Origin of the sequence: Petrotoga sp. 8T1HF07.NaAc.6.1, assembly GCF_016772115.1 — a bacterium.
In the GTDB taxonomy this organism is placed as follows: Bacteria; Thermotogota; Thermotogae; order Petrotogales; family Petrotogaceae; genus Petrotoga; species Petrotoga mobilis.
The window spans coordinates 213171-236793 of the sequence record NZ_AUPG01000002.1 but is presented as its reverse complement, the minus strand read 5'-3'; the positions used below and the strand labels follow the sequence as shown (position 1 = coordinate 236793).

Sequence of the window (23623 nt, the reverse complement as noted above, 5' to 3'; positions counted from 1 at the left end):
TGGTATCGATGTTGGAGAAGATGGTAAGACTCATCATGAAGTTAATTATATTGGGATAGTCAGAAGTTTATACCATACTAAATTGATCGTACCTTGTGATGCCAATCAAACTGATAAAGCGATTAGGTATGCTGCAAAAGTTCCTGGCAATTTTGTGATTGCAATGGGAAGGTCTAGCTTGCCAATATTGTTAGATGAGGAAGGTAACGTTTATTACGATAATGATTATAACTTTGAGTATGGGAAATTGGATGTTTTTAGAAAAGGTAGAGACCTAACAGTATTCACATACGGAAGCTTTGCTCATTTAGCGGTGGAAGCAGCTGATAAGTTGAAAGAAGAGAATATTCATATTACAGTTATTGGTGTACCGACTCCTTTAGAATTTGACCTTACTCAAGTTGAAGAATTTGTAGATAATACTATTGTATTAACTTTAGAAGATCACAATGTAGAAAATGGTTTGTCAAATGAATTGTCAAAAGCAATGATCAGAAATTCTTTGAAACCTTCTTATTTTGAACCTATGGGATTAAGAGAATACGCACCGTCTGGAACAATCAAAGATTTGCTAAGAGTTCATGGATTTGACGTAGAGTCGTTGGTAAAAAAAATGAAAGGGTTAATTGAAAGCAAATGAAGTATGAGGATAAGGAAGAATTAAAAGATGATTAAAATGCATGTTTGAGAATTTCTAAAAACAGTAAAAAAATCAAAGTAGGGAGGGAAATTTGAGAATGGAGATCTTTTTAGACACCGCAAATATAGAAGAAATTAGAAAAGGTGCAGCTTGGGGAATAGTTGATGGCGTAACAACTAATCCTACGTTGGTTTCAAAAGAGAATGCCGTATTTGAAGAAAGAATCAAGGAAATTTGTGAAACGGTAAAAGGGCCAGTAAGTGCCGAAGTGGTATCCACAGATTACGAAGGAATGGTAAAAGAAGCAAAGGAAATAGCAAATTTAAGTGAATTTGTGGTAGTTAAAATACCTTTGATCCCTGATGGAATCAAAGCGATAAAAACTTTATCCAAAGAAGGCATTAAGACCAATGCAACTTTAGCTTTTAGTCCTTTACAAGCACTTCTTGCAGCCAAAGCTGGAGCTACATACGTGAGTCCTTTCATCGGTAGAATGGATGACATAGGAAACACTGGAATGGATATAGTAGAAGAAATTGAAGTCATTTTCAGCAATTACGGATATGAAACAAAAATTATCGTGGCTAGTGTAAGGCACCCTCAGCATGTTTTAGAAGCAGGTTTGATTGGAGCAGATGTTGTTACTATGCCCTTTGAAGTACTTGAGAAAATGTTCAAACATCCCATGACGGATATAGGTCTTGAAAGATTTTTGAACGATTGGAAGAAGTATCAAGATTACCTAAAGAACCAAAAATAATTAACTTATTGATTAGAAAGGCGGATCTCGATTTTGCTCAAAAATGGTAAGTTTTTCTTTGTTTCCCTTTATTTCTATTCTATTTTCTTTGTACAAATCGTGAAACTCATTTGGTGTCAAGTAGTTCAAAGAACCATGAGGTCTAATATTATTATAAAATTCCAAATACACTTTGTATTTCATAGTGAAATCACTAATACTTGTAAATGTATTCAAAGGCACAAACTCTCTTTGAACACTTGAGTGAAAAAATTCAATGAATGCTTGACAGTACTTTTTCTTGAAATACTCACACAACTTAGTAGAACCAAGAGTTTTCAAATAATGCTTTGAAACATACATATTGAGATGCTCCTTGATTTTTATTAGTTCAGCAATTACAAATTCATCAGGAACCTTATCACCATTCACAGTATAGCAAAAACCTCGAGATTTAGAATTAGAATACTTTTTCTTTGACAAAGAACTGGTATCCAAGAAGAACCTCGTTTTATAATAATAAGTGCTAGGTTTCACGTTGAACTCTGATCTCCATATCCTTTTCGATTACCAAATTTTTCAAACTCTGAAGAGTCTGAGCGAGATCAGGATATTCCATGCAAAGCCGAGAAATCTCATCCAAATCGACACCGGAATTCTCGTAAACCACTGGAGGAATCTTAGAACCACGAGAAACGATGGAATTCTTATTAAAAGGTCCATTGAAAAAGCAAGAATAATTCTCACCAGAATCTCTAAACTTCTTAATCCATTTTTGTATATTTCTGGTAGGGATGATGTAAGTTTTACTAAGTTGAGAACAAGAAACACCTTTTTCGACATGCTCTTTAACAACGTTGGCCTTTAACTCGGAGGGGTAAGAATTCACAAAAATCACCTCGATAAAGTACGTTTAACCTTTTAGAAAAGATATCTATGATTCTTAAAGAAAAATTTTATGGTTAATTTTATATCTTCCACAATTCGGCTAAAAATTTATTTAGCCGACTTTTTGTTTTCAATCATAATACTTTTTTCCATCCGAAAAAAACTCAATTTTCGTTGCCGAGTTAATTCTAATGTTGATTCACTTGTTTTTTCATATCCTAACTTTTTGTAAAACTTGAAAGCTTTAGTATTTTCTTTTTCTACATCCAATACAACTTTGAGGCTTTTTAACTTTCTGGCTTCTTCTTCGGCTTTAAATATTAACTGCTTCCCTATTCCCAAGCTTCTATAAGGTGCATATACGGCAATATTACTTATGTAGAATTCTCCTTTTCTAACTTTTCCTACGGCTTGGTTGAGTTTCAATAATAATGGAAGAATTTTTACAAAAGTGATTCCAAGATTTTTTAGCATTAAATATCCAGTCCTTAGATTCTCTTTATTCTTACTTTTCCAGTCGTAACTTATTATCATTCCTGAATTATTTCCCTCAATTTTAGAAAAGAAGACATGTTCAAAAGAAAATAGGTTTTCCTCTGTTGTGAACAAATTATTCAACATTGGTTTTGTTTTTTGACCAAAAAGCAAGTAAAAGAAAGGAGCAGAAATCAAAAAAAGTTCGACAAAATCTTCGCTTTCCTTCGTAGTTGCTTTCTCTATGCTGATCATTTTAGCCCCCCTTAATGTATTTTACCAGATCATAGTACGATGTTTAGAAAGAGCATTTTTAAGAATTTTCAACGTAATCGGCTATAAAAGCTCTTAATTACTCTTAATCATCTCAAATCACAAATAATTAAGTTTGCAAAATATAAAAATTAAAGTTATAATTAGAATAAAGATATGAAGTATGATATGTTATTTAGTTTTAACCTAAAAGTTATTTTATTTTCATGTTTTAATCTGAGGAGGTGCTAAATGATTTCAAAAGCTGGTAGATCCTTATATAAAGAAATATTGAATGAATTAAGAACAAAAATAACTCAACTCCCTGAAGGGTATAAATTACCCTCTCAACAGGAACTATGTGAAAATTTAGGGGTTAGCAGAACATTAATCAGAGAAGTATTAGTAAGCCTTGAGCGAGAAGGTTTGATCATTAGAAAACAAGGACTTGGTACATTTGTAGTGAAGAAAGAAGGTATTGTTCAAACAGGCTTAGATTATTTAAGGGGTGTTTCAACTATAATTTCGACCTCAGGAAAATTACCTGACCTTATTTTAAACGAGTTTGAGGAAGTAGACGCATCTCCTTCGCTCTCAAAAAAATTGGAAATTACTCCTAAAGAACCATTAATCAAAATTAAAAGAGTTTATACGGCTGACGGTATCCCCGTTATATACGCAGAAACGTATATGGTTATCAACAGGATTCCCGGAGGGAAAGACGCAATAATTTCCGTTTTAAAAGATGAAAACAGTAAAAATGAGGAGATTTTTACCTATTTAGACAAATATTTTATGAGACCCATTAAACATGCTATCTCAGAAATAGAAGCTATTGATGCTGATAAGAAACTTGCCAACTTATTGAAAATTCCCGAGAAAAAAGCAGTCACTCTTTTATTAGAAGTTCACTACGATGAAAATAATATTCCCTTACTTCACTCATTGGATTACATAAATACCTCTATTTTCAAATTGAGTGTATTCAGAAGAAAAATATAACGTATTTAAAACTACAAGGAGGAGATTCTGTGTTTAAACAAGATTTTAGGGTTCCAACAGGATTAGAAAATCAAATTCAATACCATATTCAATGTGGGCCGGGTGACGTTGCTCCTGTAGTGATTGTTCCCGGTGATCAAGGCAGAGTAGAAAGTATTATCAGTAAACTACACGATCCCAAAAAAGTTTCAGAAAACAGAGGACTTATTACTTATACCGGTTATTATGAAGATTACCCTGTATCAGTCACTTCAACAGGAATGGGTGGGCCTTCTGCAAGCATTGTCTACGAAGAGCTTATAAATATTGGGGCAAAGATACTGATTAGGATTGGAAGTGTTGCTGGATTACAAGAAGAAATTGAAGAAGGAGATGTCATAATTCCTCATGCTTGCGTGAGAGATGATGGAGCTAGTCAATATTATGTACCACAGAATTTCCCTGCGGTAGCTTCACCAGAAGTATATTTAAGACTTATTTCTGCAGCAAAGAGTCTAAATCTTGATTTCAAAACAGGGATAAATTGGAGTCATTCTTGTTTTTACAATAGGGATCCTGAATATTTTCAAAGATGGAGCAGATACAGAGTTGTTTCAATGGATATGGAGGCTTCTTCTCTTTTCGTTGTCTCATCGTTAAGAGGTATAAAAGCAGGATTTATTGGCATATGTTATGCAAATAGATTCAAACAATCTAATAGAGACAAAGTAGATCTAAGCGTCCCAGATACTAATAGAAACATAATAAAGTCTTCAACAAGCAAAGCTATTGATATTACTTTAATGGCAATTAAAGACTTGTACCAAAACGAACTTTAATTAGGAGGTGTTCAAAGTGCGGAAAGGTAGAGTATTAGTTATTCTTTTTGTTTCTTTATTAGTTTTTGCAAATATGTTTTCAGAAGTGAATTTAGTGAGTGAAGTAGGTATACACACTGAAGCGTGGAAAACAGTTATGGATGATTTTCAAAAAGAAACAGGGATAAAGGCAACTATTCAGCAATTCCCTTATGCAAATTATTTTGATCAGCTGATGTTAACCTTTACCTCTGGAAGAGTCGATTTTGATGTACCTTATGTTTCAATGCTTTGGTATCCTGCTTTAGCAACTGCTGGATATATATACCCCATAAACAAGATAGAAGGATACGAAGAGTTAAATTTAGAAGATATTTCCGGTATAGAAAACGCCTGGCAAAATGGAAATTTGTATTTCATTCCGTATATGAATGAGTTGGGAGGTGTAGTTTACAGGACTGATTTGTTCAACGATCCTAAGGAGAAAGCGGCTTTCAAAGAAAAATACGGGTATGAACTAACTCCACCACAAACGTTGGAACAATATAAAGATATCGCTGAATTTTTCTATAGACCTCCAGAATTATACGGTGTAACTCTCATGGGCCAAAGAAGTATATTTCTTGCCACTCATTTCCTGCAAAGATTATGGGCAAGAGGAGGAAGTCTTTTAAATGATGAAATGAAACCTGTTTTTAATTCCAAAGAAGGTATTGAAGCTTTGGAAGAAGTGGGTGAAATGTTTAAATACGCAAATCCTGCTGCAAAAACCTATGTATTTCAGGATGCTTTGACAGAATTCACACAAGGAAGAAGCGCTATGGCTGAACTATGGACAACAGCCATGCTTTACACAGAAGATCCAAAAACTTCAAAAGTTATTGGTAAATCATCCTTTGTTGGATTCCCAAGACCGGAAGAATTGAAAGATGAAAAATTACCAATGTTGTATATTTCATGGGGTTTTACTATTAGCTCTGCAAGTAAGAATAAAGAAGAAGCCTTAGAATGGATAAAGTTTGTGACTGAAACGCAAAATGAAGTAAATGCTGCTCCTTACGGTAACATCCCAGCGCGTTTTTCGTCTATAAACGATCCAGAGTTGAGAGAAAAATTTCCATGGTTGGAGGGCTTTTCAAAAGCAATGGAAAACTCTATCCCAACTCCTATGGTCCCGCTCATTCCAGAAGGAAATTCCATAGTAAATAATTATATAGCTCCTGCGGTATCTGAATATCTAAGCGGGTCAAAAACGGCCGAAGAAGCTTTGAATGAAGCTGCAGATGGTGTTTTCCAACTATTGAAAGATCATGGTTATTATTATTGAATCCAATAAAGCCCCGTTTTAACGGGGCTTTACTCCAAAGGAGGTTTTGTTGATTGCAGCCTAAGAACAAATTAAATAATGTTGGATATGTTTTACCCACACTTATTTTCATAATATCGATTTTTTTGATTCCTATTGTATATACTGTAGTCATTTCTTTCTTTAATTGGAACCTTTTAAGACCTGATTTAGGAATAAGTTTTGTAGGATTACAAAATTATACAAGAGCTTTTAGAGACTCTTTTACCTGGGAAACCATGGGAAGAACTTTCTACTTTGTTATAGTTTCAGTTCTTTTGGAACTAATATTTGGTTTTATAATAGCTCTTTCGCTAAATACAGAATTTAAAGGTTGGAAAGTTGTTCAATCGATAATTTTAATTCCTTTCATGATTGCTCCAGTTGTAGTCGGATTCGTGTGGAAATTTATTTTAAATCCTGATTACGGTCCTTTACCACAACTTTTAATGAACATAGGATTTGGTTCAATAGCAGAAAATCCATTGTTAGCAAATCCAAACTCTGCCATGTTCATGGTCATATTAGCGGATGTTTGGGAATATACCCCTTTTGTTACTTTAGTTTTATTGGCTGGTTTAAAAGCTTTGCCACAAGAACCATATGAAGCCGCATATGTGGATGGAGCTTCAGCTATTCAAAGATTTTTTTATATAACTCTACCTTTACTACGACCCTCAATCATGGTTGCTATTGTAATTAGGACGTTAACGTCTTTAAGAGTATTTGACACCATTTTTATCATGACGGGTGGTGGACCAGGTTCTGCTACAGAAACACTTTCTTTTTATGGTTATAGAACTGCATTTCAATCATACCAAATGGGATATTCGTCAGCGATTAATCTGATCTCATTTTTCTTAGCGATTGTTTTTACTTTAATCTATATGAAAATATTAGGGTGGGATAATAATGAGTAAAAGTAAAATTATAAAAGTATTGTCATTGACAATAGTAGTTATAGCGTTAATTTGGACGCTTTATCCCCTTATGTGGATTCTTTTTTCATCCTTTAAAACACCTATTGATCAGTTCACAATTCCACCAAAATGGATCCCAGAAAATTTCACTTTAAGAAATTATAAGATTTTTTTTAGCAACACGGAATTCGTAAGAGCCTTCTTCAATAGTATTATAGTTACCGCCTCCTCCACTATTTTAGCTCTAATTCTTGGTATACCAGCAGCTTATGGATTGGCTCGTTTTAAATGGAAACATGCAAGTCTATTGTCATTTATTATACTGTTAGCACGTATGACTCCACCGATTGTTATGGTGTTACCTTTTTTCTTAATTTCTCGCATTCTAAATCTATCAGGAACATACATCCCTATTATCATTGCTAGTTCTTTTTTCAGCGTACCTTTTGCGGTGTGGATGATGCAAGGCTTTTTTTCTGAAATTCCTGAATCACTAGAGGAAGCTGCTATGATAGATGGGTGTACAAGATTTGAATCGTTGAGAAAAATAGTTCTTCCTTTAGTATTACCAGGAATTTCGGCAACTTCGATATTATGTGCACTCGTATCATGGAATGAATTTTTATTCGCCTTAATTTTAACTGGTCAGGAGACCCGAACACTGCCAGTACTTGTGAATATGTTTGTAAGTGAAAAGAATGTTGATTGGGGGGTAATGAGCGCTGCTGCGTTGATCACTGTTATACCCATGATAATCTTCGGACTACTCGTTCAAAACAATTTGGTTAGAGGGTTAACTGCAGGAAGTGGAAAATAGGTGTTTTTATCCCCCCTCAGATCCCCTTTCTTATGTTCAGTTCACTAAAAACTCATCTTTTAACCATCAAAGTAAGGAATTTGCCTACTGGATAGGGGAGCTTTTTAAAGATACTTTTGGTTGCTGCGATATTTGCTATTCAGCGGAGGCAATTGCCTCAATCTCAATTTTGACATCTTTGGGCAGTCGAGCGACTTCCACAGCACTACGGGCGGGATAAGGTTCAGTAAAGAATTCCTGATAAACTTCGTTTATTGCTGCCATTTCATTCATGTCCTGGATAAAAAGGGTGCATTTAACTATTTTATCCATACTTAAACCCGCTTCTTCCAGGACTTTTTTAATGTTTGTTAAAGACTGCCTGGTTTGATCTTTAATATCACCACTTACTAGTTCGCCTTCAGCCGTAAAAGGAATTTGACCACTTGTTATAACCAGATTTCCGATTTTAATAGCCTGAGAATAGGGGCCAATTGCAGAAGGAGCATTTTTTGTCTTGATCGCTATTTTTTTACTCATTTTTTATCAACCTCCTGATGTTGTAAAATTGCTCTCTTTAGAATCTCTTCAATCATGCCACTTTATTCTACTGGTTTTAACCTGCCAGTGAAATGTCTAAGGATTTCTGGTTCATATGTGAATTCTAATCCTTTGAGTGAGTTAGATATATTTTTTACAGCTAATAATCCTTCAGCAACGTAATCAAGGTGAGTGTAAGTGTAGACTCTTCTTGGAATAGCCAATCTTAAAAATTCAAAAGGAGATTCAAGTTGTTCACCCGTCTGAGGATCACGCCCCATCATTAATGATCCAACTTCTACACCACGAACTCCAGACTCTAAATAAAGTGCGTTTGCCAATGCTTGAGCTGGAAATTGGTAATAAGGTATATGAGGAAGCATTTTTTTAGCATCCACAAAAACAGCATGTCCTCCAGTTGGATATTGAATTGGTACTCCACCCTCTTTTAACCTATCTCCCAAGTATTTTACTTGTTTTATTCTATAATCCAAATAATCAAATTGAATTCCTTCTTTTAAACCTCTTGCCATCACTTCCATATCTCGACCGGCTAAACCACCATATGTAGGAAATCCTTCTAAAGGGACAAGAGCTGCTTTTACTTGATTAAACAGGGCTTCATCTTCTTTAATCCCAATTAATCCACCTATATTTACTATGGCGTCTTTTTTTGCACTCATGGTGAACCCATCGGCATAACTGAACATCTCTTTCACTATTTCTTCTATGGATTTTTCAAAATATTCTTTTTCTCTTTGCTTTATAAAATAAGCATTTTCAGCGTAACGAGCTGCATCTAGAAATACACGAATCCCATATTTATTGGCTATTTCACTAACTTGCCTTATATTTTGCATAGAAACAGGTTGTCCACCCGAACTGTTACAAGTTATAGTTATTATGATAAAAGCAATACTATTACTTCCTTTATCTAATATAAAGGATTCCAATTTTTCCAAGTCAAAATTTCCTTTAAAGGGATGATAGGTATCTGTATCAAGAGCCTCTTCTATAACTAAGTCGACAGGTTTACCTTTAGCTAATTCGACGTGTGCCTTAGTTGTATCAAAATGCATGTTACTCAAAACGTATTGACCAGGTTTTTTAATTAAAAGGGGGAATAAAACCTGTTCTGCTCCTCTTCCTTGATGAGTTGGAACAAAATAGTTATGTCCAAAGATTTCTCTACTTGTTTCCCATAAATGGTAGAAACTTTTACTTCCTGCGTAAGATTCATCTCCCAACATCAATCCTGACCATTGATTATCGCTCATTGCGCCAGTACCGCTGTCAGTCAACAAATCAATGTAGACTTCTTCTGATTTCAAGGCAAATAAATTATAACCACCCCTCTTTAAAGCTTCTTCCCTTTCTTTTCTTGAAATTTTTTTGATAGGTTCCACCATCTTAATTTTAAAAGGTTCTGGGTTTGCTTTTATCTCCATTTTTTCTCCTCCTATTCAGTATTTGAAGCTCTTTTTATTAATTTTCTAAAAAACAACAGAATTTTTCACCCCTTTTTAGAAGTTGATTCATTGTGACACCATTTTTATTATGCCGACTCAATTCAACAAAGTCAAGTTATATTAAAATTTTTAAGGTAATACAAAAGATAAGAAAAAAGATTAAATTTTTCAAAAAAAATCCCAAAACCAGAAAGAACATTTTATTTTTTTCTAGGGATATAAAATATTCCAAGGTTTTTTCACAAGAAAAACAAAAAGGTGATATAATAAATAAACGAATGAATATTGCGTCAAAAAAGTTTTTCTTTTTTTCGGCAAGGAGGTTAATCTAAGGGAGGCTCATTTAAGGTTGGAAAAAGAAACAACAGTGAACGAAAAAAATTATTATTCTAGGTTAGACACGTTTATAAGAAAAAATTATCCCGAAATAAAATTGGGAGCTATTTATGGTTTGATAAGAAAAGGTTTTGTTAAAGTCAATGAAAAGAGGGTCAAAAAGAACAATTATATCTTAGAAATAGGAGACAACGTTAAAATTATTCTGGATGAAAATAAATTAGAAGAATTATCCAGACCTACTCAACCTTCTTTAAAGGCAAGACCAGTCTCTTTTGACATTATCTATGAAGATAAAGACCTTCTAGTGATAAACAAACCTGCCAAAGTGTCTGTACATCCGGGTTCTAAAGAAGAAATGGCAACGATAATCGAAGGAGTGATGCATTACTCACGAGGTGAATTTGAGCCTCACTTGGTACATCGTTTAGATAAATTAACATCTGGGGTAATGGTTGTGGCAAAAAACAAGCAAACAGCTCGTGAGTTAACACAGTTAATCAAAAGTAGAGAAACAAGGAAATACTACTTAACCTTATTGGTAGGGAATTTAAATAAAAAAAGTGGAGAATTAGTTTCTACAGTTTATGGTAAAACAGCACAGTTAAAATTTAACCTTAAGAAAAAATTCGATTTATTTGGTGAGCTATATTCTTTGGTAGAGATTGAATTATACACAGGCAGAAAACATCAAATAAGAGTTCAATTCGCTGATTTAGGTTTTCCCATCGCTGGGGATGATAATCACGGGGATAAAAAGAAAAACACAATCTTAAGAAAGAATTATGGTTTAAAAAGAATTTTTCTTCATGCGAGTAAGATTTCTTTTGATTATAATAATAAGCATTACGATTTTTATGCACCGCTGAGTGAAGATCTTCAAACTGTATTGGACAAACTGGAGAAAAGCCCAAAGAGGAATTGAGGGATCTAAAATGAACAAAATAAGAAAGCCGATAATTTTTATTACTTTATTTAGCTCTTTGATTTTCTTCTTTTACGCCTTTTATATTGATTATCAAAATTCTAAAAATTATTCTATACTGCCTACAGAAGATCAATTGAATTCTGAACAAAAAAGCGGCTATAATTACTTGGTTTATAACCAATATGCCATATTAAAAGACTTTGAATCTCAAGGCTTCGAAGAAGATCAATCTTTTCTAAGAGAATTAACAAACCAATACGATTGCCTACTAGTTGTCGAGTTTTCTGATTTTGATAAGTATTTTACAGAAATAAAAGATAAAATGAATAAGGACATCCTTAATAATATGAGATATGTACATTACATCAAACCTGGAGAAATAGATAAATTTGATGATCAGATGATAGTTCAAAGATTTCATAGGGCATTGAAAGAGAGAAAGATAAGATACTTTTTGTTCCCCGATCATCCAAGGACCCCAGAGCTAATAAGATTAGTTCAAAAAGATTTAGGAACCCCAGTTACAATCGATTCAGTTAAGTACTTTTCTCCCTCAGTTATCGTGCCATGGATAGGTTTCGGACTCATCACAATGAATTTATTAGTATATATACCCCTTTTTGCTATCTTATATATTTTGGCTTTTTTCTTTTTATACAATTGGTCTTTCACTTTGGCCGCAACTTTGTTTTCAGTCATCATCTTTTTTAGAATTTCTAAAAATAACCTCCTAAAAATAATTGGCTATGCTTTATTATTTGGAGTTTTAGTGTATATGAGCGCTTACAACTCTTTATTTATCTTCAAGCTTAACAACGTTAGAGGGATCAAAATTCTACTTTTAGTTTTGCCTTTGTTAGTACTGTTGAAAGCGTTTATGGATTTTACCGGTTTTAGATTTAGCAAATTTAATATCGCGGAATCTTTTAAGAAGGTTAAAGAGTTTAAATTTAACAAGTCGGATATTTTATTACTTATTTTTGTCGCATTTGCTGGAATTATATACATAGTAAGAAGTTCAAACTGGGCTTTTGTTACAAATTTTGAAAGAAGAGTTAGGGATGCGTTAGAAAGAGCGCTTATAGCAAGGCCGCGAACAAAAGAACTTATTTCGTACTTGTTTTATTATACAACTCCTCTTTCAGGGAGAAGTTTTATATGGGACTTTTTTAAGGCTTTACTACCGGTATCGATACTTGACACTTTTTTACATATACACACACCGTTGAACTTGAGTGTCTTACGAACGCTCAACGGTTTTTTAGTTTCTCTTTTACTTTTGTTAGTTATAATATTAATAGAAAACTTGTATAGAAAGTTTACATATTCAGCTCATGCACCGCAAGAAGAAAATATTAGCCAAGAAAATTCAACCGCCGAGGAGGGGATAGAATGAATAACTTGAAAGTTTTTTTAAGAAGCATAGCAATTATTGGAAGTATCGTGGTAGCGGGACTTTCTGTCTACTTGTTTTATCTTGAAAGTGTCAATCAAAGACTTTTCGAGTATTTTAATTTTTCGGATTTTTTAAACTTTCTTTTTATAGGTTTATTTGTCGGATTGGTAGGAGGTTTAATATTTTTTTATTTTCTGTTTCTATTTAACAAAAAATACGGTATGACATTTTCGATCATACTACTTAGTGTGCTTTCTGCTTTGTCTATTGTTGTATACTCTTCAATGATTTTAAGCGTTATTTTTATTGCCAACCTTATTGGATTATCTTTGGCAATATATTTCACAAGGCAAAAGCCGGAAAACAAAAAGTACGTTAAACCTTCATCGCCCAAAACTGCCAAAGAACAAACTGACAAAAATTCAGAAAATTAATTCAAAGGCGCCGTATATTGAAACGGCGCCTATTGATATCATTTAACTTTTATTTTTCTCTCATTGTAAACGGTCACAGCTTCTTTTAGGATATTACAAGCCTTTCTTAACTCTTCGCTGTTTAATACATAAGCGATCCTTATTTCTTGCTTGCCAGCACCTGGTGTAGCATAAAAGCCTGACAACGGTGAAACCATTACAGTTTCTCCATTCACATCGAAGTCTGTAAGCATCCACTTAATGAACTCCTCAGAATCATCGATCGGTAGTTTAACGGAGAGATAAAATGAACCATGGGGTTTCTTACAAACGGCTCCTTCGATCTTTTTTATCTCTTCGTATGCAGCGTCCCTTCTTTTTTGGTACTCTAATGCAACACCTTGATAATAATCTTTCCCCAAATCCTTTAGTAACCCTAAAACACCAAATTGAGCCAACAAAGGTGGAGATAATCGAGATTGAGCAAATTTCATAACTTGCTCTAAAAGTTTTTTGTTTTTTGTAGCAAAAACTCCAATTCTTGCGCCACAAGCACTGTATCTTTTTGACACACTGTCTATCAAGATGAATCTGTCTTTGTCTTCAAAATCCATGACGGATACATGCTTAGTTCCATCAAAAGTGAATTCTTTATATACCTCATCTGATATTACAAATATGTCTTTTTCTTTTGCAAAGTCAACGATTCTTTTTACTTCTTCGTAACTGTACACAGCTCCTGTCGGGTTTGAAGGATTTGAAAAGATTATTGCCTTAACGTTTTCGTTGTAAGCCTTTTCGAATTCTTCTATACTTGGAACAGCGTAGCCGGTTTCCGGATCCGATTTCACTGGGCAAAGTTTTACATTTAGCATCTCTGCAAAACCTTTATAATTAGCATAAAAAGGCTCTATAACCATTACTTCATCTCCTGGATCTGCAACAGATGCCAAAGCGAAAATTGCTGCCTCGCTTCCACCTGTAGTGACGATCAACTCTTGGGAGTCAAAGTCTATATCCCACAACTTATAATAATCGGAAAAAGCCCCACGTAACTCTAATAGCCCTGCAGAATGACTGTAATAAATTACTTTGGATGAGTACTTTTTTATCCCTTCGAAGAATGCTTTAGGTGTTTCAATATCAGGTTGCCCTATGTTTAAAAGGTAAACTTTTTTACCTTCTTCCTTTGCCCTTTCTGCATATGGAACTAATTTTCTAATAGGAGAAAATTGTGTATTTAAAACTCTTTGAGATATTTTCATATCTTGCCCTCCTCATTCTCATTTTTATTATCTCTTCTGAGACTTGCTCCCCTTTGCCCCGCTCCCCACCCAGTTTCTTTCCCCATTCCGTAGGGATAAAGTATAAATTTATTTTCTAACAGTTCTTATTATAATTTAAATAAACTAAAAAGTCAAAGGACGCCAGAGCTGATTATAAGTGAATATAGCTTTTTACAGGCAATTATTCAAGCAATGAAAAAAAATTCATAGAAAATATTTTCTCATTAACGAAAGATATATTTGAACTGTTGTATTCAAAGAGTGGATGTTGTATAATTAAGTGAAAAATACAGCTTTTAGTTTATTATTGGATTTCTACTTAGAGGGAGGAATTTATATTGAAAACGAAAGATGTTGCAATTTCTGGTATAATGATTGCCTTAGTTTTTGTTTTAACCTTTGCGATAAAAGTTCCTGTCCCGTTCACAAGGGGCTACGTACATTTGGGAGACAGCATGATATTCATTTCAGCAATTTTGTTTGGCAGGAGGGTTGGAGCTTTAGCCGGAGGATTAGGTTCGGCTTTGGCGGATTTGGTTGGAGGTTATGCTTATTGGGCTATACCTACTTTAATTATAAAGTCCGTTATGGGGGCTTTAGTCGGTTGGATTTCCGATAGTTATAGAAACAAATATTCGGGCAAAAAAGAACTTACAATTTTTCTCTCAAGTATAGGTATATGGTTGGCTTTTTCCTTAACTCTTTCCTTATTCTTAAAAAACTTGATAGCGAATTTAGCTACTTCTCCTTTCACTAACAATTTAATGAATGAATTGGGATATGAAAATATAGAAGAGTTAGAAAATTTTTTATTAAACGCTAGGGTATTAATCAACATTATTCTTTTAGCAATACCAATAGCCATAATACTAATTTCGTTGTTTCTTAGGGGGAAGGATTCAAAAATCTTCAGATTAGGTAATTTGATGGGAAGTATGATAGCCGGTCTATGGATGGTTATAGGATACTTTTTTACAGGTAGAATCATAGTTGGTAATTGGGTGATGCCTATTTTTGAGGTACCTTGGAATGTTTTACAATTCACCGTAGGAATTATCGTTGCATACATAGTGTTATTTGGGTTACAAAATACAAAGCTTTTTGAAAATTCCCAAAAGTAAAATAAGTAATCTCGTTGCATAAGCAACCGAGATCTTTTTGTTTTACTATTATTTATTTTAGCAACATTTCATACCTTTTAGTAACTGCTTCCCAATTAACTATGTTCCACCAAGCTTGTATATATTCGGGTCTCTTGTTTTGATATTTTAAATAATAGGCGTGTTCCCAAACATCTAAGCCTAACACAGGTTTTAAACTGTATGTAATAGGATTATCTTGATTCGGTGTGGATAGAATCGAAAGATGCCCGTAGTTATCTAATACTAACCAAGCCCATCCGCTCCCAAATCTTGTTACTGCAGCATTTGAAAATTCCTCTTTAAATTTGTCGAAACTTCCGAAAGTCTTATCAATACTTTCAGCTAACTTTCCAGAAGGTTCGCCACCACCGTTGGGCCCCATTATTGTCCAAAATATGGAATGATTGTAATGCCCGCCTCCGTTATTCCTTACTGTTGTTCTAATATCTTCTGGTATATTGTCTAAATCCTTGAGAATGTCTTCTATACTTTTGCTTGCCCATTCAGGATATTTTTCTAAGGCAGCATTTAAATTTTTAACGTAACCTCCATGATGCTTAGTGTGGTGAATCTCCATTGTTGTAGCATCTATGTAAGGTTCTAGAGCATCGTAGGGATAACTCAATTTTGGTAATTCAAAAGCCATAATTACACCTCCATAATTTGATTTAATTTCCGATAATTTTTGTCGTAATTAAATTATACCACACATTTTGTTATTATGCAAGTCGAATTTGAGGTTCATATATTTTTAATAAATCTTATAAAAAGAGGAAAATGTTTGTGTTATAATTACCTTCGGAATTTCGAAAAAATCTGCTGGAGGAAACCAAATGAAGGTTTTTCTGAGTGATTTGCACATCGGTTTAGGTAATGAATCTGATGACTTTATATACGATGACAGACTAATCAAGTTACTACGTGATCTTGATGATGAAAACAATGAGTTATATATCGTTGGAGATTTTTTCGAGTTATCTAACTTAATCAATGATGGTCTCATGATGGATACAGCTTCTGAATATGCAGAAAAATTTGATCCCTCTTTAATAGATACAATATTTGCTAGCCATGAAAAGATGATCGAAGAGCTCCGAAAATTTTCAAAAAAACATAACATTTATTATATCGCAGGTAACCACGATTATTACATTCTTTTGAATCAAAAAATAAACGAAAAGATCAAAGAAGCATTCGAGAATTGTGAAATTTTACCCTATTATTATGATCCAAACTTAAGATTATTTGTTATACATGGTAATCAGTTCGATATAGTCAACAGATTGAGCAAAGATAAAGATGGAAACCTTATTCCGCCATTTGCAGAGTACATGAACAAATACATGAATTATAATTTTGGAAAAGTCGCCGGGAAAATTCTACCTGCTGAGCTTTTTTCAGATTATCAAAATATTTATCCTCAGTTGGATGTTTTCAAGTGGTTGGATATCGTAAAAGAAAAATATGATCTTAATTACAATTTAAAAAACAAATGGATCGAAACCTTCACACAACTAATTAAAACTCCTCAGGTAAAGAAATGGATGAAAATCAATTTTCCGGGTGTAAATATTCTATCCAATATATTCGTGAATAACTTAGGGGGCATGAAATTAGGTGAAGCTATAGTTAGGGCAGGAATGTTCTTTAGAAGTATGAGAAATTCGAATTCTCTTTTAATGAAAGCAGAAGAACTTTTAAATGATAAATTCTATATACCGAAAGAATATCTTATTGGGTTTTATGATCAGGATATCTCTTTTGCTAAGGGAGAAATACAGGGAATAGTTATGGGCCATAACCATAGAGCGTCCTTTAATATCATAAAAAACGGAGGCTTAAAAGAAGTTTATATTAATACTGGAACATGGAAATTCATGGTAAATAGAAATTTTGGAATAAATAGAAATGAGTTCGTCAAAAAAAAATTAATTTCCTATCTATTGATAGACGACTCGAATAAATCTATGAATTTTAAATTAGTTAGGGAAGAAGCATTTTAAATTATTAAAATTGTATGTTAAATTTTACCCAAATGAGAAATAGAAAAAAAGTAATTAGAATATAATTAAATAAAGTGTGATGATTTAATCACATTGGTTTTTTTTTGTAATTATAATTTTTTCATAAAAATAGCTAGGAGGGAAACAGATGGGAAAAAAGTACGTATACGTGTGGAATAAAAACCGAGTAGAAGGTAACTCGAAAATGAAAGACATTCTTGGTGGAAAAGGTGCTAACTTAGCAGAGATGGCATCTTTAGGTTTGCCAGTACCTCCAGGTTTCACTATTTCAACGGAAGTATGTAAATATTATTGGGATAATGGCAGAAAATTCCCAGAAGATCTCCAATCGGTTGTTGAAGAAGCCATGAGTGAGCTTGAAAACGTTACGGGTAAAAAATTCGGTGACAACGCAAATCCTCTCTTGGTTTCAGTCAGATCAGGTGCTGCTGTTTCTATGCCTGGAATGATGGATACTATATTGAATTTAGGTCTTAACGATGAATCAGTAGAGGGATTAGCCAAGCTAACTAACAACGAAAGATTTGCTTGGGATTCTTATAGAAGATTTATCCAAATGTTTGGTGATGTTGCACTGGGTATCGCCCATGAAAAATTTGAAGAAGCCCTTAATGAAGTCAAAAAAGAAAAAGGCGTAAAACAAGATTTGGAATTAGATGCGAACGATCTTAAAAAAGTTGTTGAATTATACAAAAAACTGTACAAAGAAGAGGGAAAAGAGTTCCCACAAGATCCTATGAAACAGCTTTGGATTGCTATTGAAGCAGTTTTCGGAAGTTGGAACAATCCAAGGGCTATAAAGTATAGACAAATTAATGAAATGGACAAACAAGGGCTTTTAGGAACCGCTGTGAACGTAGTTGCTATGGTTTTTGGTAACATGGGAGAAGACAGTGGTACAGGTGTGGCTTTCACAAGAGATCCAAACACTGGTGAAAAGAAATATTACGGTGAATTTCTAACCAATGCACAAGGCGAAGATGTCGTTGCTGGTATAAGAACTCCAAAAAGTTTGGATGAGTTAAAGAGTATCAATCCTAAAACATATAACCAGTTACTTGAGGTTATGGATAAATTGGAGAAACATTTTAGAGATATGCAAGACATAGAATTTACAGTTGAAAAAGGGCAATTATATATGCTTCAAACAAGAAGCGGAAAAAGAACTGCTGCTGCGGCTGTTAAAATTGCGGTAGATATGGTAAAAGAAGGTCTCATAAGCAAACAAGAAGCAGTGATGAGAGTTAAGCCCGCAGATATAGAAAAATTACTACATCCTATTTTCGATTCTGAAGAATTAAAAAATGCCCAATACATTGGGAAAGGATTACCCGCATCTCCTGGTGCTGCAACTGGAAAGATTGTTTTTAGCGCAGACGATGCTGAAAAGCTGGCAAAAGATGGTGAAAAAGTAATTCTCGCTAGACCCGAAACATCCCCCGAAGATGTTGGTGGTATGAACGTTGCAGAAGGAATATTAACATCACGTGGAGGCATGACTTCTCATGCTGCCGTAGTTGCCAGAGGAATGGGTAAGACAGCTGTTGTTGGAGCAGAAGATATAGTCATCGATTTAAAAAATAAAGTTATAAAATCTAATGGAGTTGAATTAAAGGAAGGCGATTGGATTTCCATCGATGGAAACGAAGGAAAAGTTTACGCTGGAAAAATCAAAACAGTTAGACCAGAAGGGTTAGCAGGGGATATTTCAGTATTGCTTGAGTACGCAGATGAGGTTTCAGTTTTAGGGGTCAGAGCAAACGCAGATATCCCAAGAGATGCAAAAGTTGCAAGGGAGTTTGGAGCTCAAGGAATTGGACTTTGTAGGACAGAACACATGTTCTTTGGACCAGAAAGAATAAACAAGATGAGAACTATGATCGTCTCAAAAACAGAAGAACAAAGAAAAGCAGCTTTAGAACAACTGTTACCATTTCAAAGATCAGACTTCAAAGGATTATTTGAAGAGATGGAAGGATTTTCTGTTACAATAAGGCTTTTGGATCCACCTCTTCATGAATTTGTTCCAGAGAATGATGAACAAATAAAAGAAGTAGCAAAAATGATTGGAATCAGTGAAGAAGAATTAAGAAGTACAGTTAAAGATCTAGAAGAATTTAACCCAATGATGGGTCACAGAGGTGTGAGATTAGCTATCACTTACCCAGAAATAGCAGAAATGCAAACAAAAGCAATAATTTTAGCCGCTATAGATATGATAAAAGAAGGTAAAAAGGTACAACCAGAAATAATGATCCCATTGGTTGGAAACGTAAAAGAGCTCACCATCCTTAAAGAATCTGTCAAAAGGATAGCTGACGAATTAATAAAAGAAAACAACGTAGACTTAGAATACAAAATCGGAACAATGATCGAAGTCCCCAGGGCCTGTGTTGTTGCTGATCAAATTGGTGCTGAGGCTGATTTCTTCAGCTTTGGAACCAACGATCTTACACAACTTGGCTTAGGTTTTTCAAGAGATGATTATGGAAAATTCATTGGAGATTACATTGAAAAAGGTATCTACGAAAAAGACCCATTCCAACAAATCGATAGAGAAGGCGTTGGAAGATTAATAAAACTTGCTTTGGACGGTGGAAGATCAACAAACCCAAAATTGAAGGTAGGAATTTGTGGTGAACACGGTGGAGACCCCGATTCTATTGAGTTTGCACACTTGGTAGGGTTGGATTATGTAAGCTGTTCTCCATACAGAGTACCAGTCGCTAGATTAGCAGCTGCACAAGCAGCGGTAAATTATAAAAGAGGCAAAACAGTTAATTATTAATCAACAGGTAAGAAATTCAGAAACAATCAGAGTTTTAAAAATAAGATATTGATCTTATTATAGTTACAGGGTGGAGACCTCTCCACCCTTTTTGTTATTTAGCCCATTAACTGTTGACTATTTTTTGCTAGTATGTTAAAATTGAAAAAATGTTTTATTATATCTTTTCCGGGGTGATCCATAATGAAGATAGTAGATTTGATTAAACAATCAAACAAACCTGTTCTTTCCTTTGAAATTATCCCACCTAATGTTGGAGAAAGTATTGATTCAATATTTAATGTTGTGGATAATTTAATCGAATTTTATCCTAAATTTATCAATGTCACTAAGCATGCCAACGAAATAGAATATGTTGAAGAAAATGGGAAGATCATGAAAATCATCCAAAAGAAGAGGCCTGGGACCGTCGGGGTAAGTGCTTCAATAAAACATAGATATAATATCGAAGTTGTTCCTCACTTAATATGTACAGGCTTTAACAAATATCAACTAGAAGACATTCTAATAGACCTAAACTATCTAAGGATAGAAAACATATTCGTCGTAAGAGGAGATAAGAAAAGGTATACATGGAAAGAAACCGATGAATACGAACATGCAAGTCAATTAGTTGAGCAAATAGCAAATATGAACAGAGGAATATACACGTTCCCAACAAAAGAACATAATTCTACAAATTTCTGCGTGGGCGTTGCAGGATACCCAGAAAAACATTTTGAATCCCCAAACTTTGAAAAAGATTTGGACTATTTGAAATTAAAGGTCGATATGGGGGCAACATTCATAATAACTCAGATGTTTTTTGACATCGAGTATTACAAAAACTTCGTTAATAAAGTTCGAGATCTCGGCATAGAAGTGCCAATAATTGCAGGCATCAAACCGTTGGGAAGCAAAAAAACACTATACAACATCCCTAAAACTTTTCATGTTAATATACCTAAATCCATTGTGGAAGAGTTTGAAGACGCAAAATCATCTCAAGATGAATATATTATAGGAGTAAGGCACGCAATAAAACTAATTGAGCAACTTTTAGAACTGGGAGTTCCAGGAGTACATCTTTTTACGATGGGGAAAGGAAAGATAGTAAAAGACGTTTTAAGTGCATTTAAGGGAATTTTTTAGAATTTCGATGGGTGGGGAGCAAAGGAGAAATAAAAATGGCACGCCCGGAGGGAATCGAACCCCCAACCTGCGGTTTTGGAGACCGCCGCTCTGCCAGTTGAGCTACAGGCGTATTGCTACAATATTATAACATAAAAGTAGAGATCTATCAAGCATTTTTTTCTTTAAATTAGAGTGAATTGATTTGTTAACAATAATGTGATAAGCTTATGAATAGAGAAATACAACGCGTATTTTAAAATAAGTGTTCTTCTATTTATATTATAAAAAATTTAATGTAATAGTAACTTTAAATTATACCTCGTCTTCTACTTTTTTCATACTTTTTACCAAATTTCTTTCTTTTTATAGTATACTAAGGAAGGATTATTTTAAGTCATGGGGTGAGCAAATAATGTTTGAAAACTTACAAAAAAAGCTGACAGGAGTCTTCAAGAACCTATCGGGTAAAGGAAAATTATCCGAAAAAAATATAAAAGATGCTGTTAGAGAAGTGAAACTTTCTCTCTTGGAAGCAGACGTTCACTATAAAGTGGTAAAAGAACTGATTGACAGAGTCAAAGAAGAAGCAATTGGATCTAAGGTTCTCGAAAGTTTAACCCCTGATCAAGAATTTATCAGAATAGTTAGAGACGATTTAATAGAATTGATGGGTGGTAAAGAAAACAATAAAATTACCATTTCTCGTAATCCAGGTTTTATAATGCTTACGGGTTTGCAAGGAAGCGGTAAAACAACAACCGCCGCTAAGTTAGCAAATTTTTATAAGAAAAAAGGAAAAAACCCTTTGTTAGTTGCTGCCGATACTTACAGACCAGCGGCTATCGATCAACTTGTACAGTTGGGTGAGGATATTGGCATTCCCGTTTTTACTGGTGACAGAGTAAACGCTTTGAAAATTGTAGAAGAAAGTAAAAAATATGCAGAAAAGCTTTTGCATGATATTGTTATTGTAGATACCGCAGGGCGTTTACACATCGATGAAAAGATGATGGAAGAGCTAGAAAATATAAAAAAATTAATCAATCCTGATGAAATTTTGATGGTTGTCGATTCAATGGTTGGTCAAGATGCAGTTAATTCAGCAAAAGAATTTAACGATAAATTGGATCTTTCTGGTTTTGTTGTTTCAAAACTCGACGGTGATTCTCGAGGCGGGGTCATCATCTCTATTAGGTACATAACTGGAAAACCCGTCAAATTAGTTGGTGTTGGTGAGAAGATAGATGATTTGGAAGAGTTTTACCCAGATAGATATGTTGGAAGAATTTTGGGAATGGGAGACGTACTTTCTTTCATAGAAAAAGTAGAACAAGATATAGATAAAAAGAAAGCAGAAGAAGATGCCGAAAGGTTTATGGATGGAAAGTTTGATTTAAAAGACTTTCTCGAGCAAATTCGACAAATAAGAAAATTAGGGCCTCTAAGTAGTCTTTTAGAAATGGTTCCCGGTGTCCCAAAGGAGCAAGTAGATGTAACAAAAGGTGAGCAAGAATTAAAAAAATTCGAGGCAATAATAAATTCAATGACCCCTAAGGAACGTAAAAACCCAGGAATACTTACTTATTCAAGAAAACAGCGGATAGCCAAGGGAAGTGGGACAACTCTGCAAGATATTAACAGACTATTGAAATCATACGATCAACTGAAAAAAACTATGAAGCAAATGAAGAAACTAAAGGGCAGAAAACTAATGAACAATCTACCGTTTTGAAATACCAATAATAATTAAAAATATATGGAGGTGTATTAATGGTAAAAATCAGATTGAACAGGATGGGAAGGAGACATCAACCGTTTTACAGAATAGTTATCGTAGACTCAAGAAACAAAAGGAGCGGAAAATATATAGAATCAATAGGATACTATGATCCTCTAAATAACTCAAACCAGTACAAAGTCGATGAAGACAAGGCTTTAGATTGGCTTTTAAAAGGTGCTCAACCCACAGACACAGCAAGAAGAATTCTTAGAAAAATGGGTGTTATGAAAAGATATGATGAAATAAAATTTCAAGCTAGAAAAGAAAAGGGTGTCAAAGAATCTAATGAAATTGTTGAACCAGAAGGAGAAGAAGTTAAAGAATGAAAAATCTGCTTTTAGACATTTTGAACAATATCGTTAAACATCCAGATGAAATAAAGATAGTAGAGTCCAACGAGGAACAAAACGTAATATTTGAAATATATGCAAATTCTGAAGATGTTGGACAAATAATTGGAAAAGACGGTAGAACTATTAAATCCATAAACATTCTTTTAAACGCAGCAAAAAAAGATCCTGATAAGAAATTTATCTTAAAAGTAATTAGGTGAGT

23 protein-coding genes, 1 tRNA gene and 1 pseudogene are annotated in these 23623 nt (G+C 34.1%); 17 read left to right on the top strand and 8 right to left on the bottom strand.

What is annotated here, in order from left to right; all coding sequences use genetic code 11:
* A partial coding sequence (locus tag NAAC61_RS02660) for a transketolase C-terminal domain-containing protein (protein WP_273542563.1) occupies window positions 1-640 on the top strand: 640 nt, incomplete at its 5' end.
* Between the two features lie 97 nt (window positions 641-737).
* Entirely contained in the window at window positions 738-1400 is a 663-nt protein-coding gene (gene fsa / locus NAAC61_RS02655; protein WP_202695226.1) for a fructose-6-phosphate aldolase, read from the top strand.
* A 12-nt stretch (window positions 1401-1412) separates the two neighbouring features.
* Here the strand turns inward: fsa and NAAC61_RS10590 are convergent.
* The 3 genes and pseudogenes from NAAC61_RS10590 to NAAC61_RS02640 all read right to left on the bottom strand — a co-directional run.
* Window positions 1413-1667, bottom strand: a pseudogene (locus tag NAAC61_RS10590) (integrase core domain-containing protein); the annotation flags it as partial.
* Between the two features lie 238 nt (window positions 1668-1905).
* Window positions 1906-2268, bottom strand: coding sequence for a hypothetical protein (locus tag NAAC61_RS02645; protein ID WP_202695224.1), 363 nt, complete (start codon window positions 2266-2268; stop codon window positions 1906-1908).
* 107 nt (window positions 2269-2375) lie between these two features.
* On the bottom strand, window positions 2376-2996 hold the full coding sequence (locus tag NAAC61_RS02640; protein ID WP_202695223.1) for a GNAT family N-acetyltransferase: 621 nt from the start codon (window positions 2994-2996) through the stop codon (window positions 2376-2378).
* Between the two features lie 249 nt (window positions 2997-3245).
* Here NAAC61_RS02640 and NAAC61_RS02635 point away from each other — a divergent pair, with 249 nt between their 5' ends.
* From NAAC61_RS02635 to NAAC61_RS02615, 5 genes are read left to right on the top strand one after another with little or no spacing between them, the layout of a single operon-like run.
* The gene (locus NAAC61_RS02635) at window positions 3246-3995 is read left to right on the top strand and encodes a GntR family transcriptional regulator (protein WP_012208152.1); all 750 of its coding nucleotides are present in this window, start codon (window positions 3246-3248) and stop codon (window positions 3993-3995) included.
* 29 nt (window positions 3996-4024) lie between these two features.
* On the top strand, window positions 4025-4813 hold the full coding sequence (locus tag NAAC61_RS02630) for a nucleoside phosphorylase (RefSeq protein ID WP_121959065.1): 789 nt from the start codon (window positions 4025-4027) through the stop codon (window positions 4811-4813).
* Window positions 4814-4829: 16 nt separating this feature from the next.
* Window positions 4830-6119 carry an ABC transporter substrate-binding protein gene (locus NAAC61_RS02625; RefSeq protein ID WP_199171462.1) on the top strand — a complete coding sequence of 430 codons (1290 nt, stop codon included), beginning with the start codon at window positions 4830-4832 and terminating at the stop codon, window positions 6117-6119.
* 53 nt (window positions 6120-6172) lie between these two features.
* Complete coding sequence (locus tag NAAC61_RS02620; RefSeq protein WP_103065959.1) at window positions 6173-7057, top strand: carbohydrate ABC transporter permease; 885 nt, start codon at window positions 6173-6175, stop codon at window positions 7055-7057.
* On the top strand, window positions 7050-7874 hold the full coding sequence (locus tag NAAC61_RS02615; RefSeq protein WP_012208156.1) for a carbohydrate ABC transporter permease: 825 nt from the start codon (window positions 7050-7052) through the stop codon (window positions 7872-7874). The genes NAAC61_RS02620 and NAAC61_RS02615 overlap by 8 nt, the downstream gene beginning before the upstream one ends.
* Before the next feature lie 135 nt (window positions 7875-8009).
* Here the strand turns inward: NAAC61_RS02615 and NAAC61_RS02610 are convergent, their stop codons facing one another.
* The gene (locus NAAC61_RS02610; protein WP_121514494.1) at window positions 8010-8393 is read right to left on the bottom strand and encodes a RidA family protein; all 384 of its coding nucleotides are present in this window, start codon (window positions 8391-8393) and stop codon (window positions 8010-8012) included.
* 62 nt (window positions 8394-8455) lie between these two features.
* Window positions 8456-9841, bottom strand: coding sequence for a tryptophanase (locus tag NAAC61_RS02605; protein ID WP_012208158.1), 1386 nt, complete (start codon window positions 9839-9841; stop codon window positions 8456-8458).
* A 370-nt stretch (window positions 9842-10211) separates the two neighbouring features.
* Here NAAC61_RS02605 and NAAC61_RS02600 point away from each other — a divergent pair, with 370 nt between their 5' ends.
* Genes NAAC61_RS02600 through NAAC61_RS02590 form a run of 3 tightly spaced genes read left to right on the top strand, consistent with a single transcriptional unit; the run spans window position 10212 to window position 12956 of the window.
* Entirely contained in the window at window positions 10212-11123 is a 912-nt protein-coding gene (locus NAAC61_RS02600; RefSeq protein WP_121959066.1) for an RluA family pseudouridine synthase, read from the top strand.
* Window positions 11124-11133: 10 nt separating this feature from the next.
* Window positions 11134-12522, top strand: a complete 1389-nt coding sequence (locus NAAC61_RS02595) for a DUF5693 family protein (RefSeq protein ID WP_121959067.1) — start codon at window positions 11134-11136, stop codon at window positions 12520-12522.
* Window positions 12519-12956, top strand: a complete 438-nt coding sequence (locus NAAC61_RS02590; RefSeq protein ID WP_012208161.1) for a hypothetical protein — start codon at window positions 12519-12521, stop codon at window positions 12954-12956. The genes NAAC61_RS02595 and NAAC61_RS02590 overlap by 4 nt, the downstream gene beginning before the upstream one ends.
* Before the next feature lie 38 nt (window positions 12957-12994).
* Here the strand turns inward: NAAC61_RS02590 and NAAC61_RS02585 are convergent, their stop codons facing one another.
* The gene (locus tag NAAC61_RS02585) at window positions 12995-14200 is read right to left on the bottom strand and encodes a pyridoxal phosphate-dependent aminotransferase (protein ID WP_103065964.1); all 1206 of its coding nucleotides are present in this window, start codon (window positions 14198-14200) and stop codon (window positions 12995-12997) included.
* 359 nt (window positions 14201-14559) lie between these two features.
* On the opposite strand from NAAC61_RS02585, the gene NAAC61_RS02580 reads away from it, so the two are divergent.
* Window positions 14560-15342 carry an ECF transporter S component gene (locus tag NAAC61_RS02580; RefSeq protein ID WP_012208163.1) on the top strand — a complete coding sequence of 261 codons (783 nt, stop codon included), beginning with the start codon at window positions 14560-14562 and terminating at the stop codon, window positions 15340-15342.
* Between the two features lie 52 nt (window positions 15343-15394).
* Here NAAC61_RS02580 and NAAC61_RS02575 read toward each other — a convergent pair whose 3' ends face one another.
* Window positions 15395-16009 (bottom strand): superoxide dismutase, encoded by a 615-nt coding sequence (locus NAAC61_RS02575; RefSeq protein WP_012208164.1) that lies wholly within the window; start codon window positions 16007-16009, stop codon window positions 15395-15397.
* Between the two features lie 187 nt (window positions 16010-16196).
* Here NAAC61_RS02575 and NAAC61_RS02570 point away from each other — a divergent pair, with 187 nt between their 5' ends.
* From NAAC61_RS02570 to NAAC61_RS02560, 3 genes are all read left to right on the top strand, one after another.
* Entirely contained in the window at window positions 16197-17366 is a 1170-nt protein-coding gene (locus NAAC61_RS02570) for a metallophosphoesterase (protein WP_202695222.1), read from the top strand.
* Window positions 17367-17514: 148 nt separating this feature from the next.
* Window positions 17515-20175 (top strand): pyruvate, phosphate dikinase, encoded by a 2661-nt coding sequence (ppdK, locus tag NAAC61_RS02565; RefSeq protein WP_202695221.1) that lies wholly within the window; start codon window positions 17515-17517, stop codon window positions 20173-20175.
* A 183-nt stretch (window positions 20176-20358) separates the two neighbouring features.
* Window positions 20359-21306: a methylenetetrahydrofolate reductase gene (locus NAAC61_RS02560; protein WP_103065968.1), complete on the top strand. Its 948-nt coding sequence runs from the start codon at window positions 20359-20361 to the stop codon at window positions 21304-21306.
* A 36-nt stretch (window positions 21307-21342) separates the two neighbouring features.
* On the opposite strand, the gene NAAC61_RS02555 is transcribed toward NAAC61_RS02560, so the two are convergent.
* Window positions 21343-21418: transfer RNA gene (locus NAAC61_RS02555), tRNA-Trp, on the bottom strand.
* A 282-nt stretch (window positions 21419-21700) separates the two neighbouring features.
* On the opposite strand from NAAC61_RS02555, the gene ffh reads away from it, so the two are divergent.
* Genes ffh through NAAC61_RS02540 form a run of 3 tightly spaced genes read left to right on the top strand, consistent with a single transcriptional unit; the run spans window position 21701 to window position 23621 of the window.
* Entirely contained in the window at window positions 21701-23020 is a 1320-nt protein-coding gene (gene ffh, locus NAAC61_RS02550; protein ID WP_121514509.1) for a signal recognition particle protein, read from the top strand.
* A 38-nt stretch (window positions 23021-23058) separates the two neighbouring features.
* Window positions 23059-23394, top strand: a complete 336-nt coding sequence (rpsP, locus tag NAAC61_RS02545; protein ID WP_012208169.1) for a 30S ribosomal protein S16 — start codon at window positions 23059-23061, stop codon at window positions 23392-23394.
* Window positions 23391-23621, top strand: a complete 231-nt coding sequence (locus NAAC61_RS02540; RefSeq protein ID WP_012208170.1) for a KH domain-containing protein — start codon at window positions 23391-23393, stop codon at window positions 23619-23621. Before rpsP ends, NAAC61_RS02540 begins: the two co-directional genes overlap by 4 nt.
* Window positions 23622-23623 lie beyond the last annotated feature (2 nt).